Source organism: Flavobacterium sp. HTF, from assembly GCF_003105115.1.
Lineage (GTDB): Bacteria > Bacteroidota > Bacteroidia > Flavobacteriales > Flavobacteriaceae > Flavobacterium.
In genome coordinates this window covers 1-26,278 of the sequence record NZ_QETH01000029.1, presented here as the reverse complement: position 1 = coordinate 26,278, position 26,278 = coordinate 1, and the positions used below count along the sequence as shown (strand labels likewise).

Genomic DNA, 26,278 nt, shown 5'->3' with positions numbered 1-26,278 from the left:
TAAGTCCCTCAAAATTAAATAATAAATACCATGGATTAGAATGCCAAAAGCCTTCAACTGGTTTCATATTATAACTTGCAACGCAATAAAACGGAAATATTTAGGTTGCCTATTGGAGAATTGAACAAAAATGAAATTATTTGTTTTTGTAAAAAAGCACCTTTTTAAACTATAATATTTAAATTTGCAACCGAAAAATAACAACACAACTCTTATGTATAAATTGATAATTCGTCCGATACTTTTTTGGTTTGATCCTGAAGAAGTGCATTACTTTACTTTTTCATTTGTAAAATTCATTTCAAAAATCCCAGGAGTTTCGGCAATTATAAGATCAATTTACGAGGTAAAAGATTCCCGGTTAGAAAGAGAAGTGTTCGGAATTAAATTCAAAAATCCGGTTGGACTTGCGGCAGGATTTGATAAAGATGCAAAGTTATACAAAGAACTTTCAGACTTTGGTTTTGGTTTTATAGAAATCGGAACTGTAACTCCGGTGGGACAGGAAGGAAATCCAAAAAAACGGTTGTTTAGATTAAAAGAAGATCAGGCGATTATTAACCGAATGGGGTTTAATAATGGAGGAGTTCTGGAAGCTGTAGAGCGTTTAAAGAAAAATTCGGGAGTTTTGATTGGAGGAAATATTGGAAAAAATAAAGTAACCCCAAATGAAAATGCCGTTGACGATTATATTATTTGTTTTGATGCGCTGTTTGATCATGTAGATTATTTTGTTGTGAATGTAAGTTCACCGAATACGCCAAATTTAAGAGCCTTGCAAGATAAGGAGCCTTTAACTGCTCTTTTGCAGACTTTACAAAACAGAAATGTTGAAAAGCAAAAAACAAGCACTCAAAAGATAAAACCAATTCTTTTGAAAATTGCCCCGGATTTAACAGATGAGCAATTGCTTGATATAATTGATATTGTAAAAACTACTCAGATTGCAGGAGTAATTGCTACCAATACAACCATTTCCCGTGACGGATTACAATCTTCAAACCAAACGGAAATGGGAGGTTTATCCGGAAAACCATTAACAAAACGTTCGACAGAAGTGATTCGTTTTCTATCTGAAAAAAGCAATAAAGCCTTCCCTATTATTGGAGTGGGAGGAATACATTCTGCTGACGATGCAATAGAGAAATTAAATGCAGGAGCCAGCTTAGTGCAGCTTTATACCGGTTTTATTTATGAAGGTCCGGCTTTGATAAAAGCAATCAATAAAAAAGTTTTAAAGCAGCTGTAAAAGTAGTGCCTGTACTATAAGTCCGGTAACAATAGCAGATCCGAAACTTATCAGAGTTCCGATTAAAACATATTCAGTCAGTTTTCTGTCTTTGGCTTCTTTCAGGTCTCCAAACCTGAAAATAGATTTTGCAGCCAGTAAAAATCCTATGGCTTCAAAATGGCCTGTCAGGATAAAACAGAAAACAAATAAGCGTTCTAATATTCCGATATAATTTCCTGCATTGGCAAGCGAATTATCATTTTGGTTATTACTGTTTTCGGGACTCCAGATAGAAATAATTGTTTTAATAAAAACAGATACCGGTTTTGTTATAAATAAAAGACCGGTTATCAAAATCCAAAACTGATTATCAAACCAAATTATATTTATTGTATTATTTTGATACAAAAATACAATTCCGGTTAAAACCAGCAGATGTACAATCTGGTCTACAATAAACCATGTCCTTTTTGTTGTATTTTTTTGGAAATTTAGTTTGATTAGGTCAATAATTCCATGAGTAACTGCAATTAAGATAGCATAAGGAATAAACTGAATTTCCCAAACCAGAACTGCAGCCAAAACACCGTGCAGAAGAATATGAAGATATAAATAAATACTTTTGTGTTTTTTAGCTTCTTTATCGGTTACCCATGAATTGGGCTGCCATGTAAAATCACCTAATAAATGTGATAAAAGCAGTTTTATAAATAAAATCATAAGATTATAATTGTTTTATCTGAGTTCTAAAATAACGGTCTAAATTCATAACCAGATCAAACTGGGAACGTTTTTGTCTTCGGCTTACAGCAGCCTGGTTAATTCCTAATTTCTGTCCTAATTCTTCCTGCGATAAGCCTGGGTTTTCTATTGCTGCAGCCACAAATTCTGCAGATTGCACAAGCCAGTTGTCCATAAATGTCAACGCGAGCTGAATCATCAGATTCATTTTTTCGTCTATTGACGCATTGCCTGTGCGCATCGCTAAAGTTACTTTCTGCTTTTTTAAAGTTTCAAAAAGTTCTCCCGAATTGATAAAAGCAGATCCATAACTTTCGGATATTTTTTCACCATTATGCGTTTTGTCCCCAAAACCAATACTCATGCGTGCATCTAGTTTTTGGGCTCTTAAATGGGCTTTTATTAAAATAGCAGACCATAAGGCATCTTCCGGATTTTTTATCTCGATTTGAAATTCATCACCTCTGTAAACTTCCCACTGGGTCGGTGTTTCTCCAAATGGAGACAGAATTTTTTTTAAACTTTCTACCCAGTTTTTAGATTCCTGTTTCCTTGAATCTATTATATCGCCTGTAATTACACTAGTCATGATTTCAAATATAATTAAAAAAATAATATTATTCCTATTACAAATATAAGTAATTTTTTTAATTATTACGTTTTTTGGTAATATTTATAATTATTACGTTTTTGGGTAATAATTTATTGTATTACTATATTGTGTAATATAATTTAAAAAAATTATAACTTTTATTTCTTTAAAAAAGAAACTAACTTAGCATTCACAAAAGAATAAGCTTTGAATAAAGAAATCAAAATTATTGAATGTCCGCGCGATGCCATGCAAGGTATCAAAACGTTTATTCCGACAAAAAATAAAGTTACTTATATACAAGCCTTACTCAGAGTTGGCTTTGATACTATTGATTTTGGAAGTTTTGTTTCTCCAAAGGCTATTCCGCAAATGCAGGATACGGCCGAAGTACTGGCGCAGCTGGATCTTTCCCAGACCACAAGTAAATTGCTGGCAATTATTGCCAATACCCAGGGTGCAGTTCAGGCAGCAGAACATCAGCCCATTCAGTATTTAGGGTTTCCCTTTTCTATTTCAGAAAATTTTCAGATGCGGAATACGCACAAGACCATAGCAGAATCTTTAATCACACTTCAGGAAATTCTCGAAATAGCGGATAAAAAAAATAAAGAAGTTGTAACGTATCTTTCAATGGGTTTCGGAAATCCATACGGAGATCCGTGGAATGTTGAAATAGTAGGAGAGTGGACAGAAAAATTGTCTACTATGGGAGTGAAAATCTTATCGCTTTCAGATACTGTAGGAAGCTCAACACCAGAAGTAATTACTTATCTTTTCTCACATCTCATTCCAAAATATCCTCAGATAGAATTTGGTGCTCATTTGCATACCACACCCAGTACCTGGTTCGAAAAAATCGATGCCGCATACCAATCAGGCTGTACACGTTTTGATGGTGCTATTCAGGGTTTTGGAGGATGTCCGATGGCAACGGATAAGCTTACCGGAAATATGCCAACAGAAAAACTGATTTCCTATTTTACTGCAAATAAAAAAATAACAGGCTTAAACTCACTAAGTTTTGAAAGTGCTTATAACGAGGCTTCAAAATTGTTTGGAAAATTTCACTAAAATTATAGTATCTTTATTATCAATGTAATAATAATCGATAACTTTATTCGTTGTAAGTTAAATCTTATTTCTATGTAGTTATGAAATTGTTTTTTGAAAATAAAGTATTCAGATTCTTTTTTTTGCCATTATTATTTATTTCATGTTCAAGTGATTTAGATTTTGATCAGGTCAATGATTTAAAATTAAAACCTGTAGTGGTTGCTAACCTTGCCCATTTTAATGTGCCTGCCAGTCAGCTTAGAGATGATGGGGGAACTCATATTGCTTTTGATGCGCGTGAATTTGATGTATTTAAAGATAAATTTTTCACAGAAGATTTATTAAAAGCAGAATTTGATTTTGAAATAGAAAATACAATTGACAGGGCTTTTGATTTACAACTGCTATTGCTCAATGCAAATGATGAAACTCTGGAAACAATTTCTTTTCCTGTTCCGGCCTATACAGGAAGTCCAAATGTTATAAAATATCCTACGGAAGTATTTGAAAACCAAAGATTAGAGTTGCTAAAACAAACCGTCAAAATTGGTTTTGTATTAATTGTTGCCACTGGGCCGCCATTAAATGAGGATAGTACCGGGAATATAAAACTGAAATCAAGTGCAACAGCTTATTTAGAGATAGAATGAAGAAGGTATTAATCCTATTACTTGCCCTTTTTCAGATTTCTTCTTATTCTCAAAATAAAGAAGTGCTGTATAATTTTACTTCAATTCCGCAATCGTCACTTGTAAATCCCGGTGCCGATGTATCATATAAATTTTATTTCGGAGTTCCGGTTTTATCCGGAGTTTCTGCTAATCTCGGGTCAAGCAGTTTTTCGGCTTATGATTTATTTGCAGATAATGGCGTTGATTTTAATGATAAAGTCCGTAATGTTATCAATAAGTCCTCAAGCAATGACAGAATGGTGACAAATCAGCAGTTAGAATTATTTTCGGGCGGTTTCAGAGTAGGAGGAAGAGAAAGTCAGTCTTATATATCATTTGGAATGTATCAGGAATTTGATTTTTTTATGTACATGCCCAAAGACCTTGCATTGCTGGCATTAGACGGAAACAAAAATTATATTGGGAAATCATTCAATTTAGGCGATCTCAGCCTGAAAGCAGAATTGCTTTCTGTATTTCATGTAGGTTTCCATAAAAAAATAAATAAAAAACTGGTTTTGGGCGGGCGTGCAAAAATATACTCTAGCGGTGCCAATGCCACTTCAACCGGTAACTCAGGATATATCTATACAGGGCAGAGTGCTACAATGCCTAATATATATGACCAGACCATATCATCAAATTTAGAACTCAAAACCTCCGGAATTTCAAAATTTACAAAAGATGAATACGAAGGAAATATAGCCAAAGATATTGCTCATAATACTTTTTTTAACGGAAGTCTTGGTTTAGGCCTTGATGCCGGACTTACTTATTATTTTAAAGAAAACCTTCAGTTCACAGCCAGCGTCATAGATGTCGGTTTTATAAAGCAATCCAAAGATATTGAAACATTAACCTACAAAGGAACGTATCATTATAATGGTGTAAATCCTGATTTTTTAGGATCAGATGACCCTGAAAATGTTTTTGATGAATTTGACGAAGCCATTCCCAGAGATACGCTTTATAATAAATACACCACATGGAGACCCGTAAAAGTATATTCATCCCTTCAATATTCATTTGGAGAATACCGGTCAGACGAAGATTGTAATTGCAGAGGGCAAATACAAAGACGTTATCTGAATGATGCAGGAATTCAGTTTTTTGCTATGTCTGCCCCAAGATCGCCAATTGCGGCTGTCACGGCATTTTACAAGCGAAGTATTTTTCAAAAATTAGATGTAAAAGCCACGTATACATTTGATACTTTTTCAAATAAAAACATTGGTCTCGGACTTTCGGGTACTTTAGGTAAGTTTAATATTTATGCACTGGTCGATAATGTTTTGGAATATAAAGATGTATCTAAAGCAAATAGTGTAGCATTTCAGTTTGGGTTCAATTTTGTTTTTCAGGATAAGGAAGATTAGATTTTGTGAAATCCCAATTTTCAAATTGCAAATTTCAATACCTCTTTAGTATTAAAAAATAATACTGATATTGGAATTTAATTTTTAAAAAATGGAGTTTTAATATTGTAAGGGCTTTCCTGTAAATATAATTTTATGATTGACTGAGTGAACAAGTTGCCAATTTATTCACTATATTTGCACGCAATTCAACTAGAAATTGCAACAATGATAGCACACAACTCCAAGATTATCGGCGAAGGTTTAACTTACGACGATGTATTATTAGTACCTAACTACTCTAATGTGCTTCCCCGCGAAGTGAGTATCAAATCAAAATTTTCACGAAATATAACACTAAACGTTCCAATAGTATCAGCTGCTATGGATACCGTAACTGAAAGTGCAATGGCAATTGCTATGGCGCAGGAAGGCGGAATTGGTGTTTTACATAAAAACATGACCATCGAGCAACAGGCAGCGAAGGTTAGAAAAGTTAAACGTGCCGAAGCAGGTATGATTATCGATCCGGTAACTTTACCAATGAATTCTACTATTGCAGATGCAAAAAATGCCATGAAGGAATTCGGAATTGGCGGTATTCCTATCGTTGATGAAAACAAAATCTTAAAAGGGATTGTTACAAACCGTGATTTACGTTTCGAAAAAAACGGAGCAAGACCAATCGTTGAGGTTATGACAAGTCAAAATCTGGTTACTGTTGCCGAAGGAACTTCATTAGAACAGGCAGAAGTAGTTTTGCAAGGCCATAAAATCGAAAAACTGCCGGTTGTAAACGCTAAAAATGAACTGGTTGGTTTAATTACTTTCAGAGACATTACAAAACTGACTCAAAAACCAATCGCAAACAAAGATATTTTTGGACGTTTAAGAGTTGCTGCTGCGATTGGTGTTACAGGTGATGCTGTCGAAAGAGCAGCTGCACTAGTTGCAGCGGGAGTAGATGCCATCATTATCGATACAGCACACGGACATACTGAAGGTGTAGTAAATACATTAAAAGAAGTAAAATCAAAATTCCCGCAAATAGATGTTATTGTTGGAAACATTGCAACTCCGGAAGCTGCTAAATATTTAGTAGAAAATGGTGCTGATGGTGTAAAAGTTGGAATCGGTCCTGGTTCTATCTGTACAACACGTATCGTTGCAGGTGTTGGTTTCCCTCAATTCTCAGCTGTTCTTGAAGTAGCTGCTGCTATAAAAGGAACCGGAGTTCCGGTAATTGCTGATGGTGGAATTCGTTATACAGGAGATATTCCTAAGGCAATTGCTGCAGGTGCTGACTGTGTAATGTTAGGTTCATTATTAGCAGGAACAAAAGAATCTCCCGGAGAAACTATTATTTTTGAAGGAAGAAAATTCAAATCATACCGTGGAATGGGTTCTGTTGAAGCTATGCAAACAGGGTCTAAAGATCGTTATTTTCAGGATGTTGAAGACGATGTTAAAAAATTAGTTCCGGAAGGAATTGTTGGACGTGTACCTTACAAAGGAGAATTAAACGAAAGTATGCTTCAGTTTATCGGAGGTCTTCGTGCCGGAATGGGATACTGTGGTTCTAAAGATATTCCAACTTTGCAGGAATCAGGACGTTTTGTTAGAATTACTTCAAGTGGAATTACTGAAAGCCATCCACACAATGTGACTATTACTAAAGAAGCTCCAAATTACTCAAGATAATTTTTAGTTTTGACATAACAGAAAGGGCATAAGAACTAATTCTTATGCCCTTTTTTTGTCTTTAGATTATTCAGCATCACCAAATTGGCTATATCTTGCATTCCAGCCATCATCAGAATAGGACTCGCCGTGAATTCCATCACTAAGTTCTACAATGTTTTCATCATCGACTATTATTTTAATATTATTATCAAAATCTGCCAGTTCTTGTAAAGCAAATAGGAAGTCATGTATGGCAACATCAATACTACTAATCACAGTCTTCATAATTAATTCTTTTTCCAGATCATTAAACTTGTTAAGTTCTGATTGTAAATCTAACGAAGAAGGAGCCTTAGATTTATTATTTAGTAAAACTTCAGCATGACTAATTCCTTTGTCTCTCAAATTTTCAACAAAGAATTTTCCAAATTGATCAAGTTTATTATTCATAGTATTTAGAATGTTTTTTAGTTCCTGATATAAAACAAAAGGCATAAGATTTAGTTTCTTATGCCTTTTTTAATTTATTTTATGATCGAAATTCCATTATTCAATTCGTCAATAATATCCTGATTTTGCTCCAGTGCTTCTGCCTGTGCGCCATATTGCATTTGGATTGAACCACCTTTTCCGTTGTAGATAAATCCCTGATATTTATATAACATATCGTTGTAATCTAATTCACATTCAAAATAATTAACGGTTAAATCGTTTATTTTCTTTTTGGTAATCTTAAGGTTTTTGATTTTACCAAACTCTTTGTATTCGTCTTCAATTGTGCTTTTAAGCTTTTTATCTGTAATGAAATAATCATATTCAATAAAGTAAGCATTAACCAAATTGTATTTGTCGTGAAATTGTACATCCCAGTCAGAGGTCTCGGTCAAAATCCATTTTTCAGGATTGTATTTTATTTCATAAATTTCTTTTCGGCTGGTATACGTTTCTAATTTTGAAGCCTTCTTGGTTTGTCCAATTGCAAAAAGACTTGATAGAAAGAACAGGAGGATAAATTTCTTTGACATTGTATATCGGTTTTGATTTTTATTTCTCAACTATTTTAGAGGAGAGATTTTTCTAAACGAAAATAAGAAATTTATAAAAAGATTACCCTAAAAATCAGATTAACTTTCTTTAAAATTCTCTTTTTTTCTTGTATTAAAAACAAAAACAACCAACACAATTTGATTGTGCCGGCTGTTTTTCAGGAAAGAAATAATATAGTTTATTTAGTAGTTGTCTGATCTGTTTCTCTGATATTTTGATTGTCTAATATCTGTTTTAGGAAAGGTTTTACCTGAGTTTCAATTTCAGATTCAGAAATGTCTAAAGCTTTAGGATCTTTGACCAAATCATACCATGGTTTTGGGCCGTCAAAATTATAGCTTCCAAAAACTATAACCGGAGTTCCTTTTACTTTTACATTTTCTTTATCTTTTAAAATCCATTCATCAGCCCATTTATATAAGTATTTTGCATCTTTTTCAAGAAGTCTAAGGCAGGAATGCGATGCCGGATAACCCGGTAATTCATATTGGTGAAAACCAACTCCAAGTTTGTTTTCTATATTGAAATTCCATTTTAAGTCCCATTCATCATTAAAAGTACTGGTTGTTTTCTCCGCTTTCCAGTTGGTAAAGAATAAGCCTGTTGGTGTTTGGTCTTTTTTTCTTCCCATATTTGTTGGACCGGTATAAACTAATTCTCCGTTTTCATAAGCGGCAAAAGTCTGGGTAGGATAGGAGAAAATAAGAACTTTAGAAACATCTTCTAAAGCAGTAACATGAATTGGAAAAGGAAGATAATAAACTAAATCCCCGCTAAAATCCTCAGGAACTACAATAGAGTCCTTTTTTGCAAGATTAGCTTTGTCTGTTCGGTTTATTGCATAAACAATGCTGGCTTTGCTGCTGTCAGCTTCATTTGTTTTTAGCCATTCTTTTGTTTTTTCAAAATGATAAGAAACAGAAGCAGGCTTTTTGTATTCAATTTTTTTGTGTTCTTTGGCTTTTATTTTTGGCTCATTTTTTTCAGTCTTATTTTGATTATTACAGGAAACCAATAAAACTAAAACTAAAATTAGCAAGGCGTTCGATGTGTAATATAGTTTTTTCATAATGATATTATTTGATATCATAAAGGTCTATTTTTTACATCGAAATACTTTTATAGAATTTTTTAAATTATTTATTTGATTTGCATTTTATTGAATTGAGTTCATTTGAAATAACTGATCAAGTATTAGATTAAAAAGAAGAAGTAATGACTTTAAAGTCTTAATATCATCAATTTCCCCATCTGCAAAATAAGATAATTCAAATTCTCCCTTTGGAAGCTCTTCTTCCCAAATACCTTTGTTATTGCAAACTTGAATATTGATAATTTTTTGAGATCGGATTAAGTCCCTAAGTTTTTTATTTCTGAGTAAAGTTTTTATTTTAAATTCATTGTTACTTTTTATTGTAAAAGCTTTGTCAAAATCTGAATTTCCAGTTTCTATATCTTGTCCTCCAAAAAACTTTTCAATTTTCCTGATAAAGCCTTCATTGTAAATTTCAAACTTAAAATTATCACTCAAAACAATTGGGACAACAATACGAGTCATTTCAGTGCTGTATTTTCCAGACCATAAAGTATAGTTATCAAAAATGATTTTCCATTGTTTATATTCAATTGTTGTTGAATCAGAATTCCAGGAATATCCTTCGGTAAAAATTCCATTGGTTTCTTTGGCAAATTCTTGCCAGATATTAATTTTTTGGGTTTGGCTCATTAATATGGTTGGTTTTTTAAATCAATCCCTTTATTTTCGTGTGCTGTAATAATAAAATAGTTTTGGCGTCTGTAATCTCACCGGATTCAATCATGGCATAAGCTTCTTCAAAGGTATATTCAAGAACTTCAATGTTTTCCTGTTCAGCATCTAATCCGCCGCCTTCACTTACTTTCATACTTTCCTCATATTCACCAACGAAAAGATACAAAATCTCCGTTACAGATCCAGGGGACATATAGGTTTCGATCACTTTCTGAACCTTATTTAGGCGATAACCTGTTTCTTCTTCAGTTTCACGAATGATGGCCTGCTCAGCATTATCTTTATCCAAAAGACCTGCGCAAACCTCGATCATCATTCCGGTTTTGTTTCCGTTCAGGAAAGTCGGCAAGCGAAATTGTCTCGTTAGGATAACTGTTTTTTTAACCGTATTGTAAAGTAAAATTCCGGCTCCGTTTCCGCGATCATACACTTCACGAATGTGTGATTCTGCTGGCTGGTTTTCTTTTTTATAATTAAAGGTAACTTTGTTCAATACATACCAATTGTCTGATAGTAACTTAGTCTCTTTAATTTCAATTTCAGGATTTTTTCTCATGATAAATATTGTAAAAAAAAACGCTCTGATTATCAGAGCGTTTAGAATGTTATTTTGTTATAGTTTGCTTTCTGTCTGGTCCAACCGATACAATTTTGATTGGCACTTCAACTTCTTTCTCAATAAATTCGATATATTCTTTTAGCTCAATTGGTAACTGATCGTACGTTGTCAATCCGGTTAAGTCTGCTTTCCAACCTTTAAATTCTTTGTAAACCGGAGTTACGTTTTCAGGTTCGATATTATAAGGAAAGTGAGCAATATTTTGACCTTTGTAGTTGTACTCCGTACACACTTTTAAAGTTTCAAAACCAGAAAGAACATCGCCTTTCATCATCATTAACTGCGTAACACCATTTACCTGAATAGCATATTTTAAAGCTACTAAGTCTAACCAGCCGCAACGTCTTTGTCTTCCTGTTACAGATCCAAATTCGTTACCCACTCTTGCCATTGTAGCACCAACTTCGTCAAAAAGCTCCGTTGGGAAAGGTCCGCTACCTACACGTGTAACGTAAGCTTTAAAAATTCCGTAAACTTCTTTGATCTTGTTAGGAGCAATTCCTAAACCTGTACAAGCTCCTGCAGCAGTAGTATTTGATGAAGTTACAAAAGGATACGTTCCGAAATCTACATCTAATAAAGAACCCTGGGCACCTTCGCACAAAATAGATTTGTTTGCTTTTTGAGCCTGGTATATATATTCTTCACTGTCAATAAAATCCAGTTTTTTCAATTCTTCGATAGCTTCAAAAAACTCTTTTTCAAGTTCTGCTAAATTATATTGAATCGCTACATCATAAAAAGCAATCATTGCTTCATGTTTGTCAGCCAAAGCTCTGTAACGATCTTTAAAGTCTTCTAATTCAATATCTCCAACACGTAAACCGTTTCTACCTGTTTTGTCCATATAAGTTGGTCCGATTCCTTTAAGAGTAGAACCAATTTTTGCTTTTCCTTTAGAAGCTTCAGAAGCTGCATCAAGCAAACGGTGAGTTGGCAAAATTAAATGCGCTTTTCTTGAAATGATTAATTTATTTTTAATATCAAGATTGAATTTTTCTAAACCTTCAATTTCTTTCTGAAAAACTACCGGGTCAATTACAACACCATTTCCGATGATATTTACTGAATTTTTATGGAAAATTCCTGAAGGAATAGTTCTAAGTACGTGTTTGATTCCGTCAAATTCTAATGTATGTCCTGCATTTGGTCCTCCCTGAAAACGTGCAATAATATCATAATTTGAGGTAAGTACGTCTACAATTTTTCCTTTACCTTCATCTCCCCATTGTAATCCTAGTAATAAATCTACGGTCATTCTGTTTTAATTTGCGTTGGGACAATCTAAGTCGTCCTACTGATTAATGTAGTTAATTTTCTTTTTTATTTTTTGAATAATTCTCCTTCCGGATTATTGATTTTGTTTCTTGTTACCGTAGAAATACAATGAGTGATTGGTAATCTCAATGTCAAATATTTCCTCGATTGTTTTTTTGATGGTCTGAATTCTTGGGTCGCAAAACTCAATTACTTCTCCGGAATCTGTCATGATAATGTGATCGTGCTGCTTATCAAAATAAGATTTCTCGTAGTAAGCCTGATTTTGCCCAAATTGATGTTTTCGAACCAGGGCGCAGTCTAACAATAACTCGATCGTGTTGTATAAAGTTGCTCTACTTACACGATAGTTTTTGTTTTTCATTTTGATATAAAGGTTTTCTATATCAAAATGCTCTTCACTATCATAAATTTCCTGAAGAATAGCATAACGCTCAGGAGTTTTACGATGTCCTTTCTGCTCAAGATACATTGTAAAAACATTTTTTACAATTTCTTGATTTTTAGTATTGTCAGTTGAAATTAGTGTCATAATCTGGCAAAGATAAATTTTTATTTTAATGAATAAAAGTTTAAGGTTCAAAGTTTAACTTTCGAAGCTCGATTTTGGTATTGCCAACACTTTTGTTTTATGGGTTTTGCAATACATTTTGTTTATCTGTTACACGTTACTTTATTAACATATTTATTTTTATTTGAGATAAAACTAACAAAATATTTATTCGGTTTTGGTCATAAACATATACCAGTTCCATTCCCAGTTTTTTCCTTTATCGTCGCTCATCGCCTGGCTCCATACCGGATTTTTTTGGTCTCTGGCATCCCATCTGAAAACCTGTATTACATCTCTTCCTTCAAAAATGTCTTCTGAGAAAAAATGCCCGACGTTATTTTCAAAAGAACCAACAACTGGTCTGTCTAAAACCCCTGTATTGGAATCTGACCAATAAATACTCCACAATTTTGTTGCAGGGTTAAACAAACGAACGGTCATTCCCTCAAAGGGTTCACCATCAAAAGTCGCAAGAAAATTATCGATATTGCCAATTCCGTTCAAAACCTTATACATCTCCTGCGTTGACGGAAATTCAATCCATTCGGTACAATTGGCAAAACGTTTTTTTAATTTTTTGTTCTGGATAGTAGATTTTCCCTGAAAGAAATCGAAATCATATTTAGAAGAAGATTCAGATGCGGCAATTATAAGCCTTCCGTCTTCATCAAATTTTAATATTGGGATTTCCAAAGAATCATTTTTCATAATTAATCCTAAAAATTATGTTCTGTATTCTCTTGTTACTTTGTCGACACCGTCAATTTTCTTGATAGCATTGATCATTTTCTTCAGAATGGTATTATTTTTTACAATTACCGCAATCTGACCATGAAAAATTCCCGCATCAGTACTCAAAGAAATACTCTGGATATTTACGCTCATATTGTTCGAAATTACTCGTGTCAATTGGTTCGTTAAACCCAAAACATCCATTCCGGTAATATTGATAATGGCTTTGAATTCTTCCTGGGACGAATCAATCCATTTGGCACTCATGATACGATAAGCATAATTTGACTGCATTCCGATTGCATTCGGACAATCTTTTTTATGAACTTTAATTCCTTCATTTATAGTTACAAAACCAAAAACATCGTCTCCGGGAATTGGGTTACAACATTGCGAAAGTTTATAATCAAGTTTGTCATGTTCGGTTCCAAAAACCAACATATCATAATTACTGCTGATGACTGGTTTATGAATGTCTTCGGCAGCAGTATCTTTATTTCGCTTAATTTTATTTTTAAAGAAATTGATAAACGTATTGCCTTTTTGCGCCGCATAATCCTTTAACTGCTGGTTTTCAATAGCTCCAATTCCAACTCTGAAAAATAAGTCTAAACTTGTTTTTAGTTTGAAGAAATTTACCAACTCATTGATAACCTGTTCGTTGATTGTTATTTTTAAATGCTTTAGCTTTCTGGTAAGTAATTCTTTTCCTTCTTCGGCAATTTTTTTGGTGTTCTCGTTAAGAACGTTTTTAATCTTGTTTTTTGCTCTTGAAGTAGTTACATATTCAAGCCAGTTTACTGTTGGTTTTTGATTTTGAGAAGTAATAACTTCAACCTGATCGCCACTTTTAAGTTCATGATTTAATGGAACAAGACGACCGTTTACACGTGTCCCTCTTGTTTTGATTCCGATTTCTGAGTGAATACTGAAAGCAAAATCGAGAGAAGTTGCGCCTTTTGGGAGTGATTTGATTTCTCCTTTCGGGGTAAAAACGAAGATTTCTTTTGAATATAAATTCATTTTAAAATCTTCCACAAAATCAACTGCATTTGTTTCCTGATTTTCCAACGCTTCGCGGAGTAAATTCAGCCATACATCCAGACCACTTTCTTCGGTCGCGCCATTTTTGTATTTATAATGTGCAGCATATCCTTTTTCGGCAATTTCATCCATTCGTTCGCTTCGAACCTGAACTTCTACCCAACGGCCTTTTGGTCCCATTACGGTAATGTGCAAAGCTTCATAACCGGTTGATTTTGGAGATGAAATCCAGTCACGCAAACGGCTCGGACTCGGTCTGTAATGATCGGTTACGATGGAATATATTTTCCAGGCAACGAATTTTTCGTCGTGAGGATCTGATTTGTAAACAATCCTAAGGGCGAATTTGTCATAAACTTCATCAAAACTTACGTTTTGAGCACGCATTTTTCGACGAATCGAATAAATAGATTTTGGTCTTCCTTTTATGATGTAATCTATGTTTTCTTTGTCTAAAGATTTTTTTAAGACATCTGAAATATCTTTTATATAAGCATCCTGTTCTTCTTTGGTCTCCCTGATTTTACTTACAATGTCATCATAGACGGCAGGTTCAGTATATTTTAATCCTAAATCTTCTAGTTTGGTTTTAATGTTGTAAAGTCCCAGACGATGGGCAAGGGGAGCATAAATGTATAAAGTTTCAGAAGCAATTTTGGTTTGTTTGTATTCTGCCATAGAATCCATCGTTTGCATATTATGCAGACGATCGGCCAGTTTTATCAAAATTACACGAACATCATCATTCAGTGTCAGAATCATTTTTCTGAAATTTTCTGCCTGCATAGAAGCATTCAAATCTTTCTGAACCAATGAAATTTTGGTCAGCCCTTCAACCAGCTGCGCTACTTTTGGATTAAATAAACGCTCAATTTCTTCCACCGTAACGGGAGTGTCTTCTACAACATCATGAAGTAAGGCCGCAGCAATAGAGGTCGCTCCCAAACCAATTTCGGAAGCAACAATTTTTGCAACTGCAATAGGATGAAATATATAGGCTTCTCCGGATTTGCGACGTTGCTCTTTGTGCGCATCAACCGCTACATCAAAAGCTTTTCTGATTAGTTTTTTGTCAGCGGGCGATAAAGTCTGGTAGCTAATTCGAAGTAATTCTTTGTATTCCTGCGCAATTGCTTTGTTTTCTTTTTCAATATCTATTTCAGTCATAACGGCATAGTTCAAGTACTAAAAATAGGAATAAGTTGCAACATACACAAGGGAAATGATTGCTGATTTTAGTCCCGATCCCGAATCATCGTGACGGGATTAGAGTTTAGGTTTTTGAATGCAATATCTAAAATTTTACAGGTGTAAATTGATTTCTACTTTGAACAAAAATACCATTGGATATCAGTCTGCTAAGTTGCATGATGTTAATAGTTATGCTGATAATAAACGTTGAAAATTAAAAATCAGAACCTCTGATTTTTAATTTTATCTAAAATCTAAAATCTAAAATCTAAAATCTAAAATCTAAAATCTAAAATCTAAAATCTAAAATCTAAAATCTAAAATCTAATCCCGAGGCTTCGGGACTAAATCTAAAATCTAAAAATTAAAACCCTCTCTGACGTTTGGCTTCAAAAATTAAAATAGCTGCTGCAACTGAAACATTCATGCTGTCGATTTCACCCTGCATCGGAATGATAATGTTTTGGGTCGAAGCATCTCGCCAGTCCTGTGTTAATCCTGTCGCTTCTGTTCCGACAACCAAAGCCGTTGGAGTAGTAAAATTTTGGGTATGATAGGAAGTTGAATCCTGTAATGTAGCACAATAGAAATCAATTTTTCTTTCTTTCAAAAATGAAATGATTTCTGCCGTAGTTCCCGTGGCAATTTGATTGGTAAAAAGACATCCAACGCTTGAGCGTACAATATTCGGATTGTATAAGTCGCTTTTTGGGTTGGCTATCAAAACGGCATCCAGATTGGCAGCATCGGCAGTACGTAAAAGTGCGCCAATATTTCCTGGTTTCTCAGGAGCTTCAGCCACTAAAATTAATGGGTTTTCAGATAATTTTAAATCTGATAATTGCAACGATTTGGTTTTGGCTACAGCCAGAATTCCTTCGGTTGTGTCGCGATAGGCCAGTTTTTGGTAAACTTCTTTGTTAATTTCAATCAACTGAAAAGAAGATTTAATCAAATTAGTGATTTCTGTTTCAGAAACTAAGTCAGGTAAAAACAACACCGTTTCTATTTCATAACCGCCTTTTATGGCTAGTGAAATTTCACGTAATCCTTCAATCAAAAATGTTCCGGTTTGCTTTCTGGCTTTCGCTTTTTCCTGCAGTAAAACAAGAGATTTTATAAACGGATTTTGTATTGAAGTAATTTGTTTCATTATTGAGCAACTAAGGTTCTAAGGCGCTAAGGTACTGAGTTTTTTTCTTCCTGCAAGGTTTTTAAAACCTTGTAGGTTTAGCAACAAAGCTTTTTAGCCAGGAATTTCACGAATTTCCTCGAATTATAATCTGGATTTAATATTATATATATATAGTGATTCGTGGAAATTCGTGGAATTTGTGGCGAAAAAAAAATTATTTTTCAAACAATTCTGTAACTTCTTTTTCTACAGGATGATCGGCTGTAAAAGTATAACCCATAAGTTTGGCAATAGTCTGGGCAAATTGTTTTTGATATAATTGCGATTCTGTTTTGATTTCGCCTTTTGGAGCAATTTCGGGTCCCATGGCAGCAAACCAAATCTCTGATGCACCTTCAATTTTCTCACCATGATCCTTCCATTGTTCTTTTTTCTTATCACCACGTCCGTGATCTACGGTAATAAATAAAGTAGTTTTGTTTTTGTACTGTGGGTCATTTTGTACAAAATCCCAAATTTCTTTAATGTAGTTATCCACTTGATTTGCAGCATCAAGATACGATCTGTAATGTCCAGAGTGTGCCCATTCATCCGTTTCGCCGTAGGCAATATAAAGTACTTTTGGCTTATTTGTTTTAAGTTCGTTTACCGCTTGATAATGTGTAAAAACATCCAGGCATTCATCTTCATGAAATGGCTTAAACGAGTTATTTCTCATTTCATTTAATAACTTTTCAATTTCTGTTGGTTTATCTCCTCCAACATTATCGAAGGCAGAAATAACTGGGAAGTTGCTTCTTTTTTCATTCAGAATCCGGTCAAAAGCATCCCAGGCTCCAAAAGCAATGGTTTTTCCTTTTAATTCGGGTTGTTGATTTAGGAATTCCAAAACATTTTCATTTGGATTGGCCTTATGTCCGTTTGAATCGATTCTTTTATCTACATTTCCGGTCATAATTTCGCTGTATCCGGGATAACTAAACCAATAAGGATTTGATACATCCACTTTATTTCCAAGATCACGATTGCCATAAATCTGACCTTTTGCAGCAATTTCGGACCAGAGAAAAGGCATTATTTTTTTACGGCTTTCCTTATCGTCAAAACTTTTGTATTTTTTATTGATATAGGATTTGTCATCCTGATTGAAGTTTTTATCGCCGGCAATTTTAGAATCTAATCCCTTGAAGACTTCCTGCCATCTAAAACCGTCTGTAGTGATGATAATAATGTTTTCTGTTTTTTGTGCAGTAGATAAAAAGCTTATGAATATAAAGAAGAGTATAAATATTTTTTTCATTTTCGTTAAATTAAGACTGGAAGTTATAAATAGTTTAAAACTAGCGAATAATACTGATAGCTATAAAGCTATAATTTATTCATATCTTAAAAATAACGATAAATTTACAAAACAGCAAATTACAAAATCCCTCTGGACTTTATTTCCAGGTATTTGTTAATAGCATCCAACGTCAGGTTTTTGGGCTGCGTTAATATCGAATGAATCCCATATTTCTTTAACTCGTTGGCAATAAGGCGTTTCTCGAACATGAATTTTTCTGCAATTACTTTGTCGTAAACTTCCTGAATCGTATCTGTTTTTTTATTGATAATTTCGTTTAATTCTGTATTGCTGAAGAAAATCACGACCAATAAATGGCTTTTTGCAATTCCTTTTAAATAAGGCAGCTGACGATTTAAACCGTCCATCGTTTCAAAATTCGTGTACAGAATAATTAAACTTCTCTGATTGATGTTTTTCTTTATATCAACATACAAGCGGCTGTAATCACTCTCAAAAAAATCAGTTTTGACATTGTATAAAGTTTCCAGTATTTTCTGCATCTGAGAGCCTCTCTTTTCGGCAAAAACCCTGTTTTCTACTTTTTTAGAGAATGAAAATATTCCTGCTTTGTCTTGCTTTTTCAGAATGACATTTGACAAAACCAAAGTAGAATTTATAGCATAGTCTAATAAACTTAATCCGTTAAAAGGCATTTGCATAACACGCCCCTTATCAATCGCCAGGTAAACAGATTGTGATTTCTCGTCCTGAAACTGGTTGACCATTAAGGCATTTTTCTTTGCTGTTGCCTTCCAGTTCAAAGTTCTCAGATCATCGCCCTGAACATATTCTTTAATTTGTTCAAACTCCATGGTGTGACCAATGCGGCGAATTTTTTTTATTCCGTATTGCTGGTTATTAGAAAACGCAAAAAGATCATATTTTTTTAATTGTATAAACGACGGATAGGTAGGAACCATCTGATCTTTATCAAAAGTAAATCTTCTTGAAATTAATTTTAAAGGTGAAGAAACATAGATATTAAGATTTCCAAAATAATATTCCCCACGCTCAGTCGGGCGTAAATCATAACCCATTTCTTCCTGAGCAGAAGCTTTGATGTTTTTTAATATTTTGAAATCACGTACCTGAAACTGAAATGGAATTTCATCGATAACTTTAACCAAAATAGAGAAACTATAATGGTTTTTTATGGAAATTTTTACCGGATTTAAATCCCCGTTCGAAAGTTTCTCCGGCATATGCCTGTTAGCCTCAATTCCTGTTTTAGCTAAATATAAAAGTAAAATATCAAGTGCTAAAAAAGTACTTAATACCAAAACGATAAACCAGACCCCGTTGTATAAAGTTGGAAAAATAAAAGCACAGACAAACATTCCGATGATGCCCAAAAGCACATAGAAAAAGAAGTTATTTAAGTAAAGGCTTTTTATGAATTTCAATTTTAAAAATTTTAAAGTTTAATTGTATATTTTAGTAAGATTTTCATAATCAAACCCTTCTAAATAAGCTATTTTCCATATTCCGTTTTCTTTAACAGCTTTCACAGCATATTTAGAATCATCTTTCCACTTTGTCCATGTCCAGCTAAAACTAGCCTTATCATTTTCAATTTTAAGATTATTTATTTTTAAGGTTTTCCAATACTCCTCAGGATTGTCCTGGCAATCACACCAGGCATTTGCATCATTGCCAAACGGAGGCAAATCTCCAACGAACCATTCTATCTTTTTGTTTTTGAGATTGGCATCAATTTTTAGGGCAATTTTATTATAATTGTCCAAAAATTGCTGCGAAAAAAAATTGGTTTTTTTAAGCTCTTCTAATCTTTTATTGTGCTCTTTTAAGTTTAATCCAATGTATTTGTCGCCTTTTTTATTTGCAACAGGATTAAAATCATTATTTGAATTTTTGGTTTCAACCCATTCATAAGTTTTCAAAAGCAGGGTTTCAAGCTGCTGTTTGTCATTCACAAAATAAAATGACTTTTTTGTAACTGTAGAATCAACAGATACAGATTTAAAACCGAGAAATAAAACCCAGATAAACGGCAGGAAAAAAAGTTTAGACAATTTCATTAAAAAAGGTTTAGAATTTTAAATATCAGTATTTTTTTACTGATTAAATAGTAATACTACAACTAAAAATTATCTTGGTATTTCTACCGTTTCTATAATTTGTTTAATGATTTCAGAACTTGTGATACCTTCCATTTCGCGTTCCGGCGTAACAATTACACGGTGTTGTAAAACAGGAACAGCAGCTTCTTTAATATCTTCCGGTGTTACAAAATCACGGCCGTTTATGGCAGCAAAACCTTTTGAAGCATTAAGAATGGCGATCGATGCACGAGGCGAAGCCCCTAAATATAAAAATGCATTTTCACGTGTATTTACTACAATTCGGGCAATGTATTCCAGTAGATTTTGTTCAACCCTGATTTGTTTAATAAGTGCCTGGTACCCTTTGATTTCCTCGGCAGAAAGTACCGTTTTTATGGCTTCTAATTTACCATGATCCTGTAATAAATGCTCTCTCTGTATAATTAAAATTTCTTCGTTTAATTTTGGATAATCAATTTTAATTTTGAATAAAAAACGGTCTAATTGTGCTTCCGGTAAACGGTATGTTCCTTCTTGTTCCACGGGATTTTGTGTAGCAATAACCAAAAAGGGAGTCTGTAACTGGTAAGCAGAACCGTCAATTGTAATCTGACGCTCTTCCATAACTTCAAAAAGGGCAGCCTGTGTTTTGGCAGGAGCACGGTTGATCTCGTCAATCAAAATCAAATTAGAGAAAATAGGCCCTTTTTTAAATTCAAACTCAGAGCTCTTTAAGTTGAAAATGGAAGTTCCCAAAATATCAGAAGGCATTAAATCCGGTGTGAACTGGATTCTGCTAAAACCGATATTCAATGTTTTTGATAATAATTTGGCGGTAATTGTTTTGGCAACTCCGGGAACACCTTCCAGTAAAACGTGTCCGTTTGACAGGATGGCAACCAAAAGCTGGTCAATCATTTTGTGCTGACCCACAATTACTGTTTCAAGTTCTTTCTTGATTGTATTAACATGCTCTAAAAGAGGTGCTAAATTTAATCTGGTTTCAAAATTTACATTTTCGTTTGTAATTTCTGCTTCTGATGTATTAAAATCGTCCATGTTTTGGTATGTTTTCTTTTGAGTGAATTCTGTTAAATATTAGTGTAAAACCTTCTCGATTGCATTATTGATTCTTATTAAATCTTCTTCGAGACTTCCGTGATAACTTTTTCTGTGTTCGTTAATCAAAAATACAAGATCCCGGATATCATCTTCATTTTTTCCGGATTTATGCTGTAGTTTTTTTATAAAATCTTCGTCAAGTTTTGTGGTGTCGAGCAAATATTCATTTCGCATTCTTTCCAGAAAGTAAATGATTTTTTTATCGATAATATTGCCATGATCGCCTTCCTGATAATATAAATTTCCAATTGTTTTGGTAAAGTCAACGGTAAGGTTTGGCAGTGGTTTTAGTATCGGAACAATTCGTTGTTTTCGTTTTACATTAAAAAGAATAAAAATCAGAATTCCGATTATAAATAAATACCACGCCCATTTTAGCGCAGGCTGACTTAATATATAACGTAAAGGCGAATCAGAAATTGATTCGTTGTTCTGGCCTTTTGTGTACCAGTAGATGTCTCCTTTTGGAACATACGAAAGTACTTTTTCGGCATATTGATAATGATCTGCTTTTAATAAATTATAATTTGTAAAAGCAACAGGCTGCATGTGCAAATAGAAATACCCATTTGCATACGGAACTTTTATAAAATTAACGTGTTTCTGCTTTTCATTGCCCTGATAGCCAAGAACGGTAGTGCTTGCGGTATCAATTTTTGCAAAATAATTTTCGACACCACTATCATCTTTAAAACGATATTTTTTGTTGTCTAATTTTTTATTTGCCAGCCAGACAGTTGAATTTTCAACAGCCTGAAAATCGGTATTTAGCTCAATTTTTAAACTGTCCATTAAAGTCTGAGGAAAGTTTTTCATACTTAGAAAAACGCTGTTTCCGTGAGAAACAAAATAGAAAAGTTCTTTAATAGACTGATCGTCAATTTCGTTGTTTTCAGCAATGCTAAAAAAGGTTCCTTTTATTTTATATTTCCCGACAACTGTATCAGGAACGTATTTTGAATCTAAAAATTCATATGGCGTTACAGCAGAAACCCTTTCGATTTTCTGGTTTTTTAAAATGTTGTTGATTTCCTTATCAAAAATATATAATCCGTACGGGATTTTATCATTAACAGAATAGGTTGGACGCCAGTCAATAGGCTTGCGCTGTCCTGAGCTTGCTATTAAAATCATTGCAAAAACAAAAACCAGAATAGCGATGTAAATTTTGATCGATTTATTCATTGCCAAAGGTTTTTATTGATTTTTTAAAGCGGGTTTCGGCTTTTTTGAAAATAGTTTCGTCAATTTCAAATTCACCATACCATATATAGTTGTATAAATAAGACAAATAGGTGAAATCTTCTTTATAAACAGGGCTTTGAATCTCGTACAAATAATCTGAATTGGTCTTTTCGATATCCCATTCAATGTAGTGATTCTGCGCCATAACTTTCAACAGCCATAGATAGTAGTAACGAATAGCAATTCTTCTTTCGCCTTTTTCGAGGCTCTCCTGAATTAATTTTTTAAAATCCAAAAGGTGGATATTTTTCTCTAATTCAGAATAATGAATTGTTTTTTTGTTGGCATCTTTACCAAAAATCCATTTTCCTTCTTTTCCGATGAGCGCTTTTACAATCAGATAAATTACAAAAACAATAATCACGACTGCTATTACTTTTAAAAGGATAGCTACCACATTGAGCGCTGCAGCCGGATTTTTAAAAGTAAAGAGGTTTCTTAAAATGCTGGCAAGCCATTCTTTAAAATGATCCCACCAATTTTTTTCAGGGGCTTTGTATTCGTATACAAAATCACTGTCGGTATATTTTTTCTTAAAATTTTTAGGGAAATTTTTAGCCTCAACTGCACCCGAATCGATTTGGATATCTTTTTCGGTATATTTTACCGAAGGTGTTTCTGCATAAGCTGTATCGGTCTCCAGATCATCCTGGGCATTTGATATGCTAAAGAAAAAAAGAAAGGATAAAACAAAGAAAATTTTATTCATTACTGGTTTCTGGTTAAGTCAAATTGGCTGATAGTTGTTGTGTTTTTTTGTGAACGATAAAAGGGTAAACCAGATAATAAAATGAAATTATACCTAAAGTAAACAAAATAATAAAACTGCTTAACCAGTTAGGCATATCGATCGAATATCTTGTGATAAAACCTTCAAGAAATCCGGCACTGATCGTGAATGGAAATGTGCTCAGGAAAATTTTGAAGCTGTTTTTAAAACCAATTTTAAAAGAATTTATTCTCGAAAAAGTCTTAGGAAAAAGAATAGAAGCGCCCAGGATAAATCCGGCAGCGGTTTCGATTACAATCGCAAAAATTTCCATCGAACCATGAATCCAGATTCCGCGCACGCTTTTCCAGAAAACTCCCTGTTCATAAAAAAAGTATTGAAAAGAGCCTAACATAATACAGTTTTGCATCGAAATATAAAAAGTTCCAAGTCCGCCAAAAATGCCATAAATATAACATCTCGCGCCTACATAAAGGTTATTCATTGTAATACCGATAAAACTTCCCCAATTGCTTCCGGTCCCGTAAACAGCCATTGGATCTCCTTTTTTAATATTGTCCAAAGTCATATTAACGTAGCCATCGCCCAGAATTAAACGGACAAAATTCTGATCATAAATAGCAGAAACCACACCAATGCCTACGGTTATAAAAAACAGAACAAACGAATACATTAAGTATCGTCTGTATTCGTAAACCAGCAACGGAACTTCGGTTTTAAAAAATTCCATAAACCTGTTTCTTTCAGCCCGTTTGGTTTTGTAAATCTTCTGATAAATCTGCGATGCCAGATGGTTTAAGTAAATTACCGTCTTACTTTTTGGATAATACGTCTGGGCATACGACAGGTCATTCATCATTTGAATGTACAAATTAGCTAACTCATCAGGATTTTTTTTAGCTTTACCGAAAATTGCTAGCTCAAATTCCAGCCATTTTTCTTTATTTTGTTTTATGAAGGCGATCTCTCTCATTGAAGGCTAAAATATAAAATATGTCAGAATTATCAATAAATACGACACAAAATGTCAAAATAAATTTTATAGCTGCCTCTGCGGGCGAGCGAATAGGATCTTATTTTATAGATCTTGCTATAAAAATAGCCTATGTTATAGTAATTACCATGGTATTTTTTTACTGGCTCAAGCTTGGTTTGCTGCTGGATAAATTAGACAACTGGTCGAGAATGTCTATTATTTTCTTATTTTATTTACCGGTAGTAATTTATTCGATCACTCTGGAAAGCATTTTTGAAGGACAGACGATTGGAAAAAAACTAGTTAAAATTAAAGTTGTAAAAATTGACGGCTATCAGGCAGGTTTCGGTGATTATCTTATGCGCTGGTTTTTCAGGCTGGTTGATATTTCTATTTTTAGCGGCGCAATTGCTTTAATAACAGTTGCATCAAGTAAAAAAGGACAGCGTTTAGGTGATATGGTTGCAGGTACGTCTGTAATTACTTTAAAGAACAAAATCAACATAAGTCACACGATTCTTGAGGAAATCGGAACTGCTTATATTCCCACATATCCTTTGGTTATTAAGTTGTCTGATAATGATATGCGTATTGTTAAGGAAACCTTTCAAAAGGCAGAACTTAAAAATGATTACGAAACAATAACAAAATTAGTCGCCAAGGTTGAAAGCGTTACCGGAATCAAAAACCAATCAGGAAACCAACGTGATTTTCTTCGCACCATTTTAAAAGATTACAATTTTTATACACAGAATATGTAACCCGAAATGTTTTATAAGCATTCGCAACTTCGTAATAAAAAGAAATGTTTCACTTATTAGATATAATTGGCACGATGGCCTTTGCAATGTCCGGTGCTTTAACAGCGATGCACAAAAAACTCGATCCGTTTGGGGTTTTTATTATTGCATTTGTTACTGCGGTTGGCGGCGGGACACTCCGTGATGTTTTAATTGGAAGAACGCCTGTCGGATGGATGATGGATCTGCAATACGTGTATGTGATAATTTTAGGATTTGTACTGGCCATTTTATTCCGTAAAAGATTTGACAAATTAAGGACGTCCTTATTTTTATTTGATACTATTGGCTTGGGTGTTTTTACTTTAATCGGTCTTGAAAAGGGACTTTCTATCGGATTGCATCCTGTAATATGTATTGCTCTGGGAACCATGACAGCCTGTTTTGGCGGTGTGATTCGTGATATTTTGTGTACAGAAATTCCAACTATTTTCAGAAGGGAAATTTATGCAACGATTTGTATTTTTGGCGGAATCATTTTTTTCCTTCTTAGGAAATTAAATCTTGAAGATGATATTTTATATTTGGTAACTTCTTTGATTATCATTGCGATACGATTATTGGCTGTAAAATATAAATGGTATTTAAAAGCATTTGATCACAAATAAGATTTTAAGAAATCTGGAAAATATTAAAATCTATGACAAAATATACCATAAAAAAATATGATCCGGACGATTATGCAATTTGGAACGACTTTATTGGTCAGGCCAAAAATGCGACGTTTTTGTTTCATCGTGATTTTATGGAATACCACAAAGATCGTTTTGATGATTTTTCTCTCCTTGTTTTTGAAAATAAAAAGTTAGCAGCAGTTTTGCCTGCCAATAAACTGGAAAATTCAGTGTATTCGCATCAGGGACTTACTTATGGAAGTCTGGTTTATAATGACCAGACCAGATTAAGTTCTGTAATTGAAATTTTTCAGTCAGTTTTGATTTTTCTGAATGAAAATAAAATCTCGAAATTGATGATTAAAATACTTCCGTCAATTTATAACCGAAAGCCTGCAGAGGAAATTTTATATAGCTTGTTTTTAGCAGAAGCAAAATTGATCCGAAGGGATTCTCTTTCCGTAATTGATTTGTCACAGGAAAATGCTATTTCAAAAATTAGAAAAAGAAATTTTAAAAAAGCAGTTTCAAATCAGTTGATTATAAAGGAAGAAAATAATTTTGAACTTTTTTGGAATCAAATTTTAATTCCGAATCTGGATAAAAAACATAACGCAAAGCCTGTTCATTCCATAAAAGAAATAAACCGTTTAAAATCTTTTTTTCCTACACATATTAATCAGT

At 33.7% G+C, this 26,278-nt stretch carries 27 protein-coding genes; 8 read left to right on the top strand and 19 right to left on the bottom strand.

Annotated elements, in window-relative coordinates; translation table 11 throughout:
- The first annotated feature begins 214 nt into the window (after positions 1-214).
- The gene (locus tag DCO46_RS10895; RefSeq protein ID WP_116752583.1) at positions 215-1,249 is read left to right on the top strand and encodes a quinone-dependent dihydroorotate dehydrogenase; all 1,035 of its coding nucleotides are present in this window, start codon (positions 215-217) and stop codon (positions 1,247-1,249) included.
- Here the strand turns inward: DCO46_RS10895 and DCO46_RS10890 are convergent.
- Both DCO46_RS10890 and DCO46_RS10885 read right to left on the bottom strand, forming a co-directional pair.
- A complete protein-coding gene (locus DCO46_RS10890; protein WP_116752582.1) occupies positions 1,235-1,951 on the bottom strand; it encodes a DUF3307 domain-containing protein in 717 nt (238 codons plus the stop codon). The genes DCO46_RS10895 and DCO46_RS10890 overlap by 15 nt on opposite strands.
- Positions 1,952-1,955: 4 nt before the next feature.
- Complete coding sequence (locus tag DCO46_RS10885; RefSeq protein ID WP_116752581.1) at positions 1,956-2,561, bottom strand: SatD family protein; 606 nt, start codon at positions 2,559-2,561, stop codon at positions 1,956-1,958.
- Positions 2,562-2,771: 210 nt separating this feature from the next.
- Here DCO46_RS10885 and DCO46_RS10880 point away from each other — a divergent pair, with 210 nt between their 5' ends.
- The 4 genes from DCO46_RS10880 (at position 2,772) to guaB (ending at position 7,347) form a co-directional block, all read left to right on the top strand.
- On the top strand, positions 2,772-3,638 hold the full coding sequence (locus DCO46_RS10880; protein WP_116752580.1) for a hydroxymethylglutaryl-CoA lyase: 867 nt from the start codon (positions 2,772-2,774) through the stop codon (positions 3,636-3,638).
- 122 nt (positions 3,639-3,760) lie between these two features.
- Entirely contained in the window at positions 3,761-4,270 is a 510-nt protein-coding gene (locus DCO46_RS10875) for a hypothetical protein (protein WP_243416295.1), read from the top strand.
- Positions 4,267-5,667: a DUF5723 family protein gene (locus DCO46_RS10870; protein WP_116752578.1), complete on the top strand. Its 1,401-nt coding sequence runs from the start codon at positions 4,267-4,269 to the stop codon at positions 5,665-5,667. The genes DCO46_RS10875 and DCO46_RS10870 overlap by 4 nt, the downstream gene beginning before the upstream one ends.
- Before the next feature lie 207 nt (positions 5,668-5,874).
- The gene (guaB, locus tag DCO46_RS10865; RefSeq protein ID WP_116752577.1) at positions 5,875-7,347 is read left to right on the top strand and encodes an IMP dehydrogenase; all 1,473 of its coding nucleotides are present in this window, start codon (positions 5,875-5,877) and stop codon (positions 7,345-7,347) included.
- A gap of 66 nt (positions 7,348-7,413) precedes the next feature.
- Here the strand turns inward: guaB and DCO46_RS10860 are convergent, their stop codons facing one another.
- The 17 genes from DCO46_RS10860 to DCO46_RS10775 form a co-directional block, all read right to left on the bottom strand.
- Entirely contained in the window at positions 7,414-7,779 is a 366-nt protein-coding gene (locus DCO46_RS10860; protein WP_116752576.1) for a hypothetical protein, read from the bottom strand.
- Positions 7,780-7,853: 74 nt separating this feature from the next.
- The gene (locus DCO46_RS10855; RefSeq protein ID WP_116752575.1) at positions 7,854-8,354 is read right to left on the bottom strand and encodes a hypothetical protein; all 501 of its coding nucleotides are present in this window, start codon (positions 8,352-8,354) and stop codon (positions 7,854-7,856) included.
- 200 nt (positions 8,355-8,554) lie between these two features.
- Positions 8,555-9,445: a L,D-transpeptidase gene (locus DCO46_RS10850; protein WP_116752574.1), complete on the bottom strand. Its 891-nt coding sequence runs from the start codon at positions 9,443-9,445 to the stop codon at positions 8,555-8,557.
- A gap of 87 nt (positions 9,446-9,532) precedes the next feature.
- On the bottom strand, positions 9,533-10,102 hold the full coding sequence (locus DCO46_RS10845; RefSeq protein WP_116752573.1) for a hypothetical protein: 570 nt from the start codon (positions 10,100-10,102) through the stop codon (positions 9,533-9,535).
- A 16-nt stretch (positions 10,103-10,118) separates the two neighbouring features.
- Positions 10,119-10,703 carry an NUDIX domain-containing protein gene (locus DCO46_RS10840; RefSeq protein WP_116752572.1) on the bottom strand — a complete coding sequence of 195 codons (585 nt, stop codon included), beginning with the start codon at positions 10,701-10,703 and terminating at the stop codon, positions 10,119-10,121.
- A 49-nt stretch (positions 10,704-10,752) separates the two neighbouring features.
- Positions 10,753-12,024 (bottom strand): adenylosuccinate synthase, encoded by a 1,272-nt coding sequence (locus tag DCO46_RS10835; RefSeq protein ID WP_116752571.1) that lies wholly within the window; start codon positions 12,022-12,024, stop codon positions 10,753-10,755.
- A 93-nt stretch (positions 12,025-12,117) separates the two neighbouring features.
- Positions 12,118-12,576, bottom strand: a complete 459-nt coding sequence (locus DCO46_RS10830) for a Fur family transcriptional regulator (RefSeq protein ID WP_031453777.1) — start codon at positions 12,574-12,576, stop codon at positions 12,118-12,120.
- Between the two features lie 186 nt (positions 12,577-12,762).
- Complete coding sequence (locus tag DCO46_RS10825) at positions 12,763-13,305, bottom strand: hypothetical protein (RefSeq protein WP_116752570.1); 543 nt, start codon at positions 13,303-13,305, stop codon at positions 12,763-12,765.
- Positions 13,306-13,320: 15 nt separating this feature from the next.
- A complete protein-coding gene (locus DCO46_RS10820) occupies positions 13,321-15,540 on the bottom strand; it encodes a RelA/SpoT family protein (RefSeq protein ID WP_116752569.1) in 2,220 nt (739 codons plus the stop codon).
- A gap of 388 nt (positions 15,541-15,928) precedes the next feature.
- The gene (locus DCO46_RS10815) at positions 15,929-16,717 is read right to left on the bottom strand and encodes a TrmH family RNA methyltransferase (RefSeq protein ID WP_116752568.1); all 789 of its coding nucleotides are present in this window, start codon (positions 16,715-16,717) and stop codon (positions 15,929-15,931) included.
- 196 nt (positions 16,718-16,913) lie between these two features.
- Positions 16,914-17,999: a phosphoglyceromutase gene (locus tag DCO46_RS10810; RefSeq protein WP_116752567.1), complete on the bottom strand. Its 1,086-nt coding sequence runs from the start codon at positions 17,997-17,999 to the stop codon at positions 16,914-16,916.
- 119 nt (positions 18,000-18,118) lie between these two features.
- The gene (locus DCO46_RS10800) at positions 18,119-19,447 is read right to left on the bottom strand and encodes a DUF58 domain-containing protein (protein ID WP_165828912.1); all 1,329 of its coding nucleotides are present in this window, start codon (positions 19,445-19,447) and stop codon (positions 18,119-18,121) included.
- Positions 19,448-19,465: 18 nt separating this feature from the next.
- On the bottom strand, positions 19,466-20,083 hold the full coding sequence (locus tag DCO46_RS10795; RefSeq protein ID WP_116752564.1) for a hypothetical protein: 618 nt from the start codon (positions 20,081-20,083) through the stop codon (positions 19,466-19,468).
- A 69-nt stretch (positions 20,084-20,152) separates the two neighbouring features.
- Positions 20,153-21,166, bottom strand: coding sequence for an AAA family ATPase (locus DCO46_RS10790; RefSeq protein WP_116752563.1), 1,014 nt, complete (start codon positions 21,164-21,166; stop codon positions 20,153-20,155).
- Between the two features lie 39 nt (positions 21,167-21,205).
- Positions 21,206-22,414: a DUF4350 domain-containing protein gene (locus tag DCO46_RS10785; protein ID WP_116752562.1), complete on the bottom strand. Its 1,209-nt coding sequence runs from the start codon at positions 22,412-22,414 to the stop codon at positions 21,206-21,208.
- On the bottom strand, positions 22,407-23,183 hold the full coding sequence (locus DCO46_RS10780) for a DUF4129 domain-containing protein (RefSeq protein ID WP_116752561.1): 777 nt from the start codon (positions 23,181-23,183) through the stop codon (positions 22,407-22,409). The genes DCO46_RS10785 and DCO46_RS10780 overlap by 8 nt, the downstream gene beginning before the upstream one ends.
- 13 nt (positions 23,184-23,196) lie before the next feature.
- The gene (locus DCO46_RS10775) at positions 23,197-24,177 is read right to left on the bottom strand and encodes a stage II sporulation protein M (RefSeq protein ID WP_116752560.1); all 981 of its coding nucleotides are present in this window, start codon (positions 24,175-24,177) and stop codon (positions 23,197-23,199) included.
- A gap of 20 nt (positions 24,178-24,197) precedes the next feature.
- On the opposite strand from DCO46_RS10775, the gene DCO46_RS10770 reads away from it, so the two are divergent.
- From DCO46_RS10770 to DCO46_RS10760, 3 genes are all read left to right on the top strand, one after another.
- Entirely contained in the window at positions 24,198-24,941 is a 744-nt protein-coding gene (locus DCO46_RS10770; protein WP_116752559.1) for an RDD family protein, read from the top strand.
- A gap of 44 nt (positions 24,942-24,985) precedes the next feature.
- Positions 24,986-25,588 carry a trimeric intracellular cation channel family protein gene (locus DCO46_RS10765; RefSeq protein WP_116752558.1) on the top strand — a complete coding sequence of 201 codons (603 nt, stop codon included), beginning with the start codon at positions 24,986-24,988 and terminating at the stop codon, positions 25,586-25,588.
- A gap of 32 nt (positions 25,589-25,620) precedes the next feature.
- A partial coding sequence (locus tag DCO46_RS10760) for a GNAT family N-acetyltransferase (RefSeq protein ID WP_116752557.1) occupies positions 25,621-26,278 on the top strand: 658 nt, incomplete at its 3' end.

What these genes read in the sequence shown, in the direction of transcription:
- DCO46_RS10770 (WP_116752559.1), top strand. Translation starts at nt 24,198, where the DNA reads ATGTCAGAATTATCAATAAATACGACACAAAATGTCAAAATAAATTTT.
- DCO46_RS10860 (WP_116752576.1), bottom strand. Translation starts at nt 7,779, where the DNA reads ATGAATAATAAACTTGATCAATTTGGAAAATTCTTTGTTGAAAATTTG.
- DCO46_RS10775 (WP_116752560.1), bottom strand. Translation starts at nt 24,177, where the DNA reads ATGAGAGAGATCGCCTTCATAAAACAAAATAAAGAAAAATGGCTGGAA.
- DCO46_RS10845 (WP_116752573.1), bottom strand. Translation starts at nt 10,102, where the DNA reads ATGAGCCAAACCCAAAAAATTAATATCTGGCAAGAATTTGCCAAAGAA.
- DCO46_RS10765 (WP_116752558.1), top strand. Translation starts at nt 24,986, where the DNA reads ATGTTTCACTTATTAGATATAATTGGCACGATGGCCTTTGCAATGTCC.
- DCO46_RS10810 (WP_116752567.1), bottom strand. Translation starts at nt 17,999, where the DNA reads ATGAAAAAAATATTTATACTCTTCTTTATATTCATAAGCTTTTTATCT.
- DCO46_RS10780 (WP_116752561.1), bottom strand. Translation starts at nt 23,183, where the DNA reads ATGAATAAAATTTTCTTTGTTTTATCCTTTCTTTTTTTCTTTAGCATA.
- DCO46_RS10855 (WP_116752575.1), bottom strand. Translation starts at nt 8,354, where the DNA reads ATGTCAAAGAAATTTATCCTCCTGTTCTTTCTATCAAGTCTTTTTGCA.
- DCO46_RS10790 (WP_116752563.1), bottom strand. Translation starts at nt 21,166, where the DNA reads ATGGACGATTTTAATACATCAGAAGCAGAAATTACAAACGAAAATGTA.
- DCO46_RS10885 (WP_116752581.1), bottom strand. Translation starts at nt 2,561, where the DNA reads ATGACTAGTGTAATTACAGGCGATATAATAGATTCAAGGAAACAGGAA.
- DCO46_RS10785 (WP_116752562.1), bottom strand. Translation starts at nt 22,414, where the DNA reads ATGAATAAATCGATCAAAATTTACATCGCTATTCTGGTTTTTGTTTTT.
- DCO46_RS10850 (WP_116752574.1), bottom strand. Translation starts at nt 9,445, where the DNA reads ATGAAAAAACTATATTACACATCGAACGCCTTGCTAATTTTAGTTTTA.
- DCO46_RS10825 (WP_116752570.1), bottom strand. Translation starts at nt 13,305, where the DNA reads ATGAAAAATGATTCTTTGGAAATCCCAATATTAAAATTTGATGAAGAC.
- DCO46_RS10895 (WP_116752583.1), top strand. Translation starts at nt 215, where the DNA reads ATGTATAAATTGATAATTCGTCCGATACTTTTTTGGTTTGATCCTGAA.
- DCO46_RS10815 (WP_116752568.1), bottom strand. Translation starts at nt 16,717, where the DNA reads ATGAAACAAATTACTTCAATACAAAATCCGTTTATAAAATCTCTTGTT.
- DCO46_RS10870 (WP_116752578.1), top strand. Translation starts at nt 4,267, where the DNA reads ATGAAGAAGGTATTAATCCTATTACTTGCCCTTTTTCAGATTTCTTCT.
- guaB (WP_116752577.1), top strand. Translation starts at nt 5,875, where the DNA reads ATGATAGCACACAACTCCAAGATTATCGGCGAAGGTTTAACTTACGAC.
- DCO46_RS10890 (WP_116752582.1), bottom strand. Translation starts at nt 1,951, where the DNA reads ATGATTTTATTTATAAAACTGCTTTTATCACATTTATTAGGTGATTTT.
- DCO46_RS10840 (WP_116752572.1), bottom strand. Translation starts at nt 10,703, where the DNA reads ATGAGAAAAAATCCTGAAATTGAAATTAAAGAGACTAAGTTACTATCA.
- DCO46_RS10830 (WP_031453777.1), bottom strand. Translation starts at nt 12,576, where the DNA reads ATGACACTAATTTCAACTGACAATACTAAAAATCAAGAAATTGTAAAA.
- DCO46_RS10820 (WP_116752569.1), bottom strand. Translation starts at nt 15,540, where the DNA reads ATGACTGAAATAGATATTGAAAAAGAAAACAAAGCAATTGCGCAGGAA.
- DCO46_RS10795 (WP_116752564.1), bottom strand. Translation starts at nt 20,083, where the DNA reads ATGAAATTGTCTAAACTTTTTTTCCTGCCGTTTATCTGGGTTTTATTT.
- DCO46_RS10835 (WP_116752571.1), bottom strand. Translation starts at nt 12,024, where the DNA reads ATGACCGTAGATTTATTACTAGGATTACAATGGGGAGATGAAGGTAAA.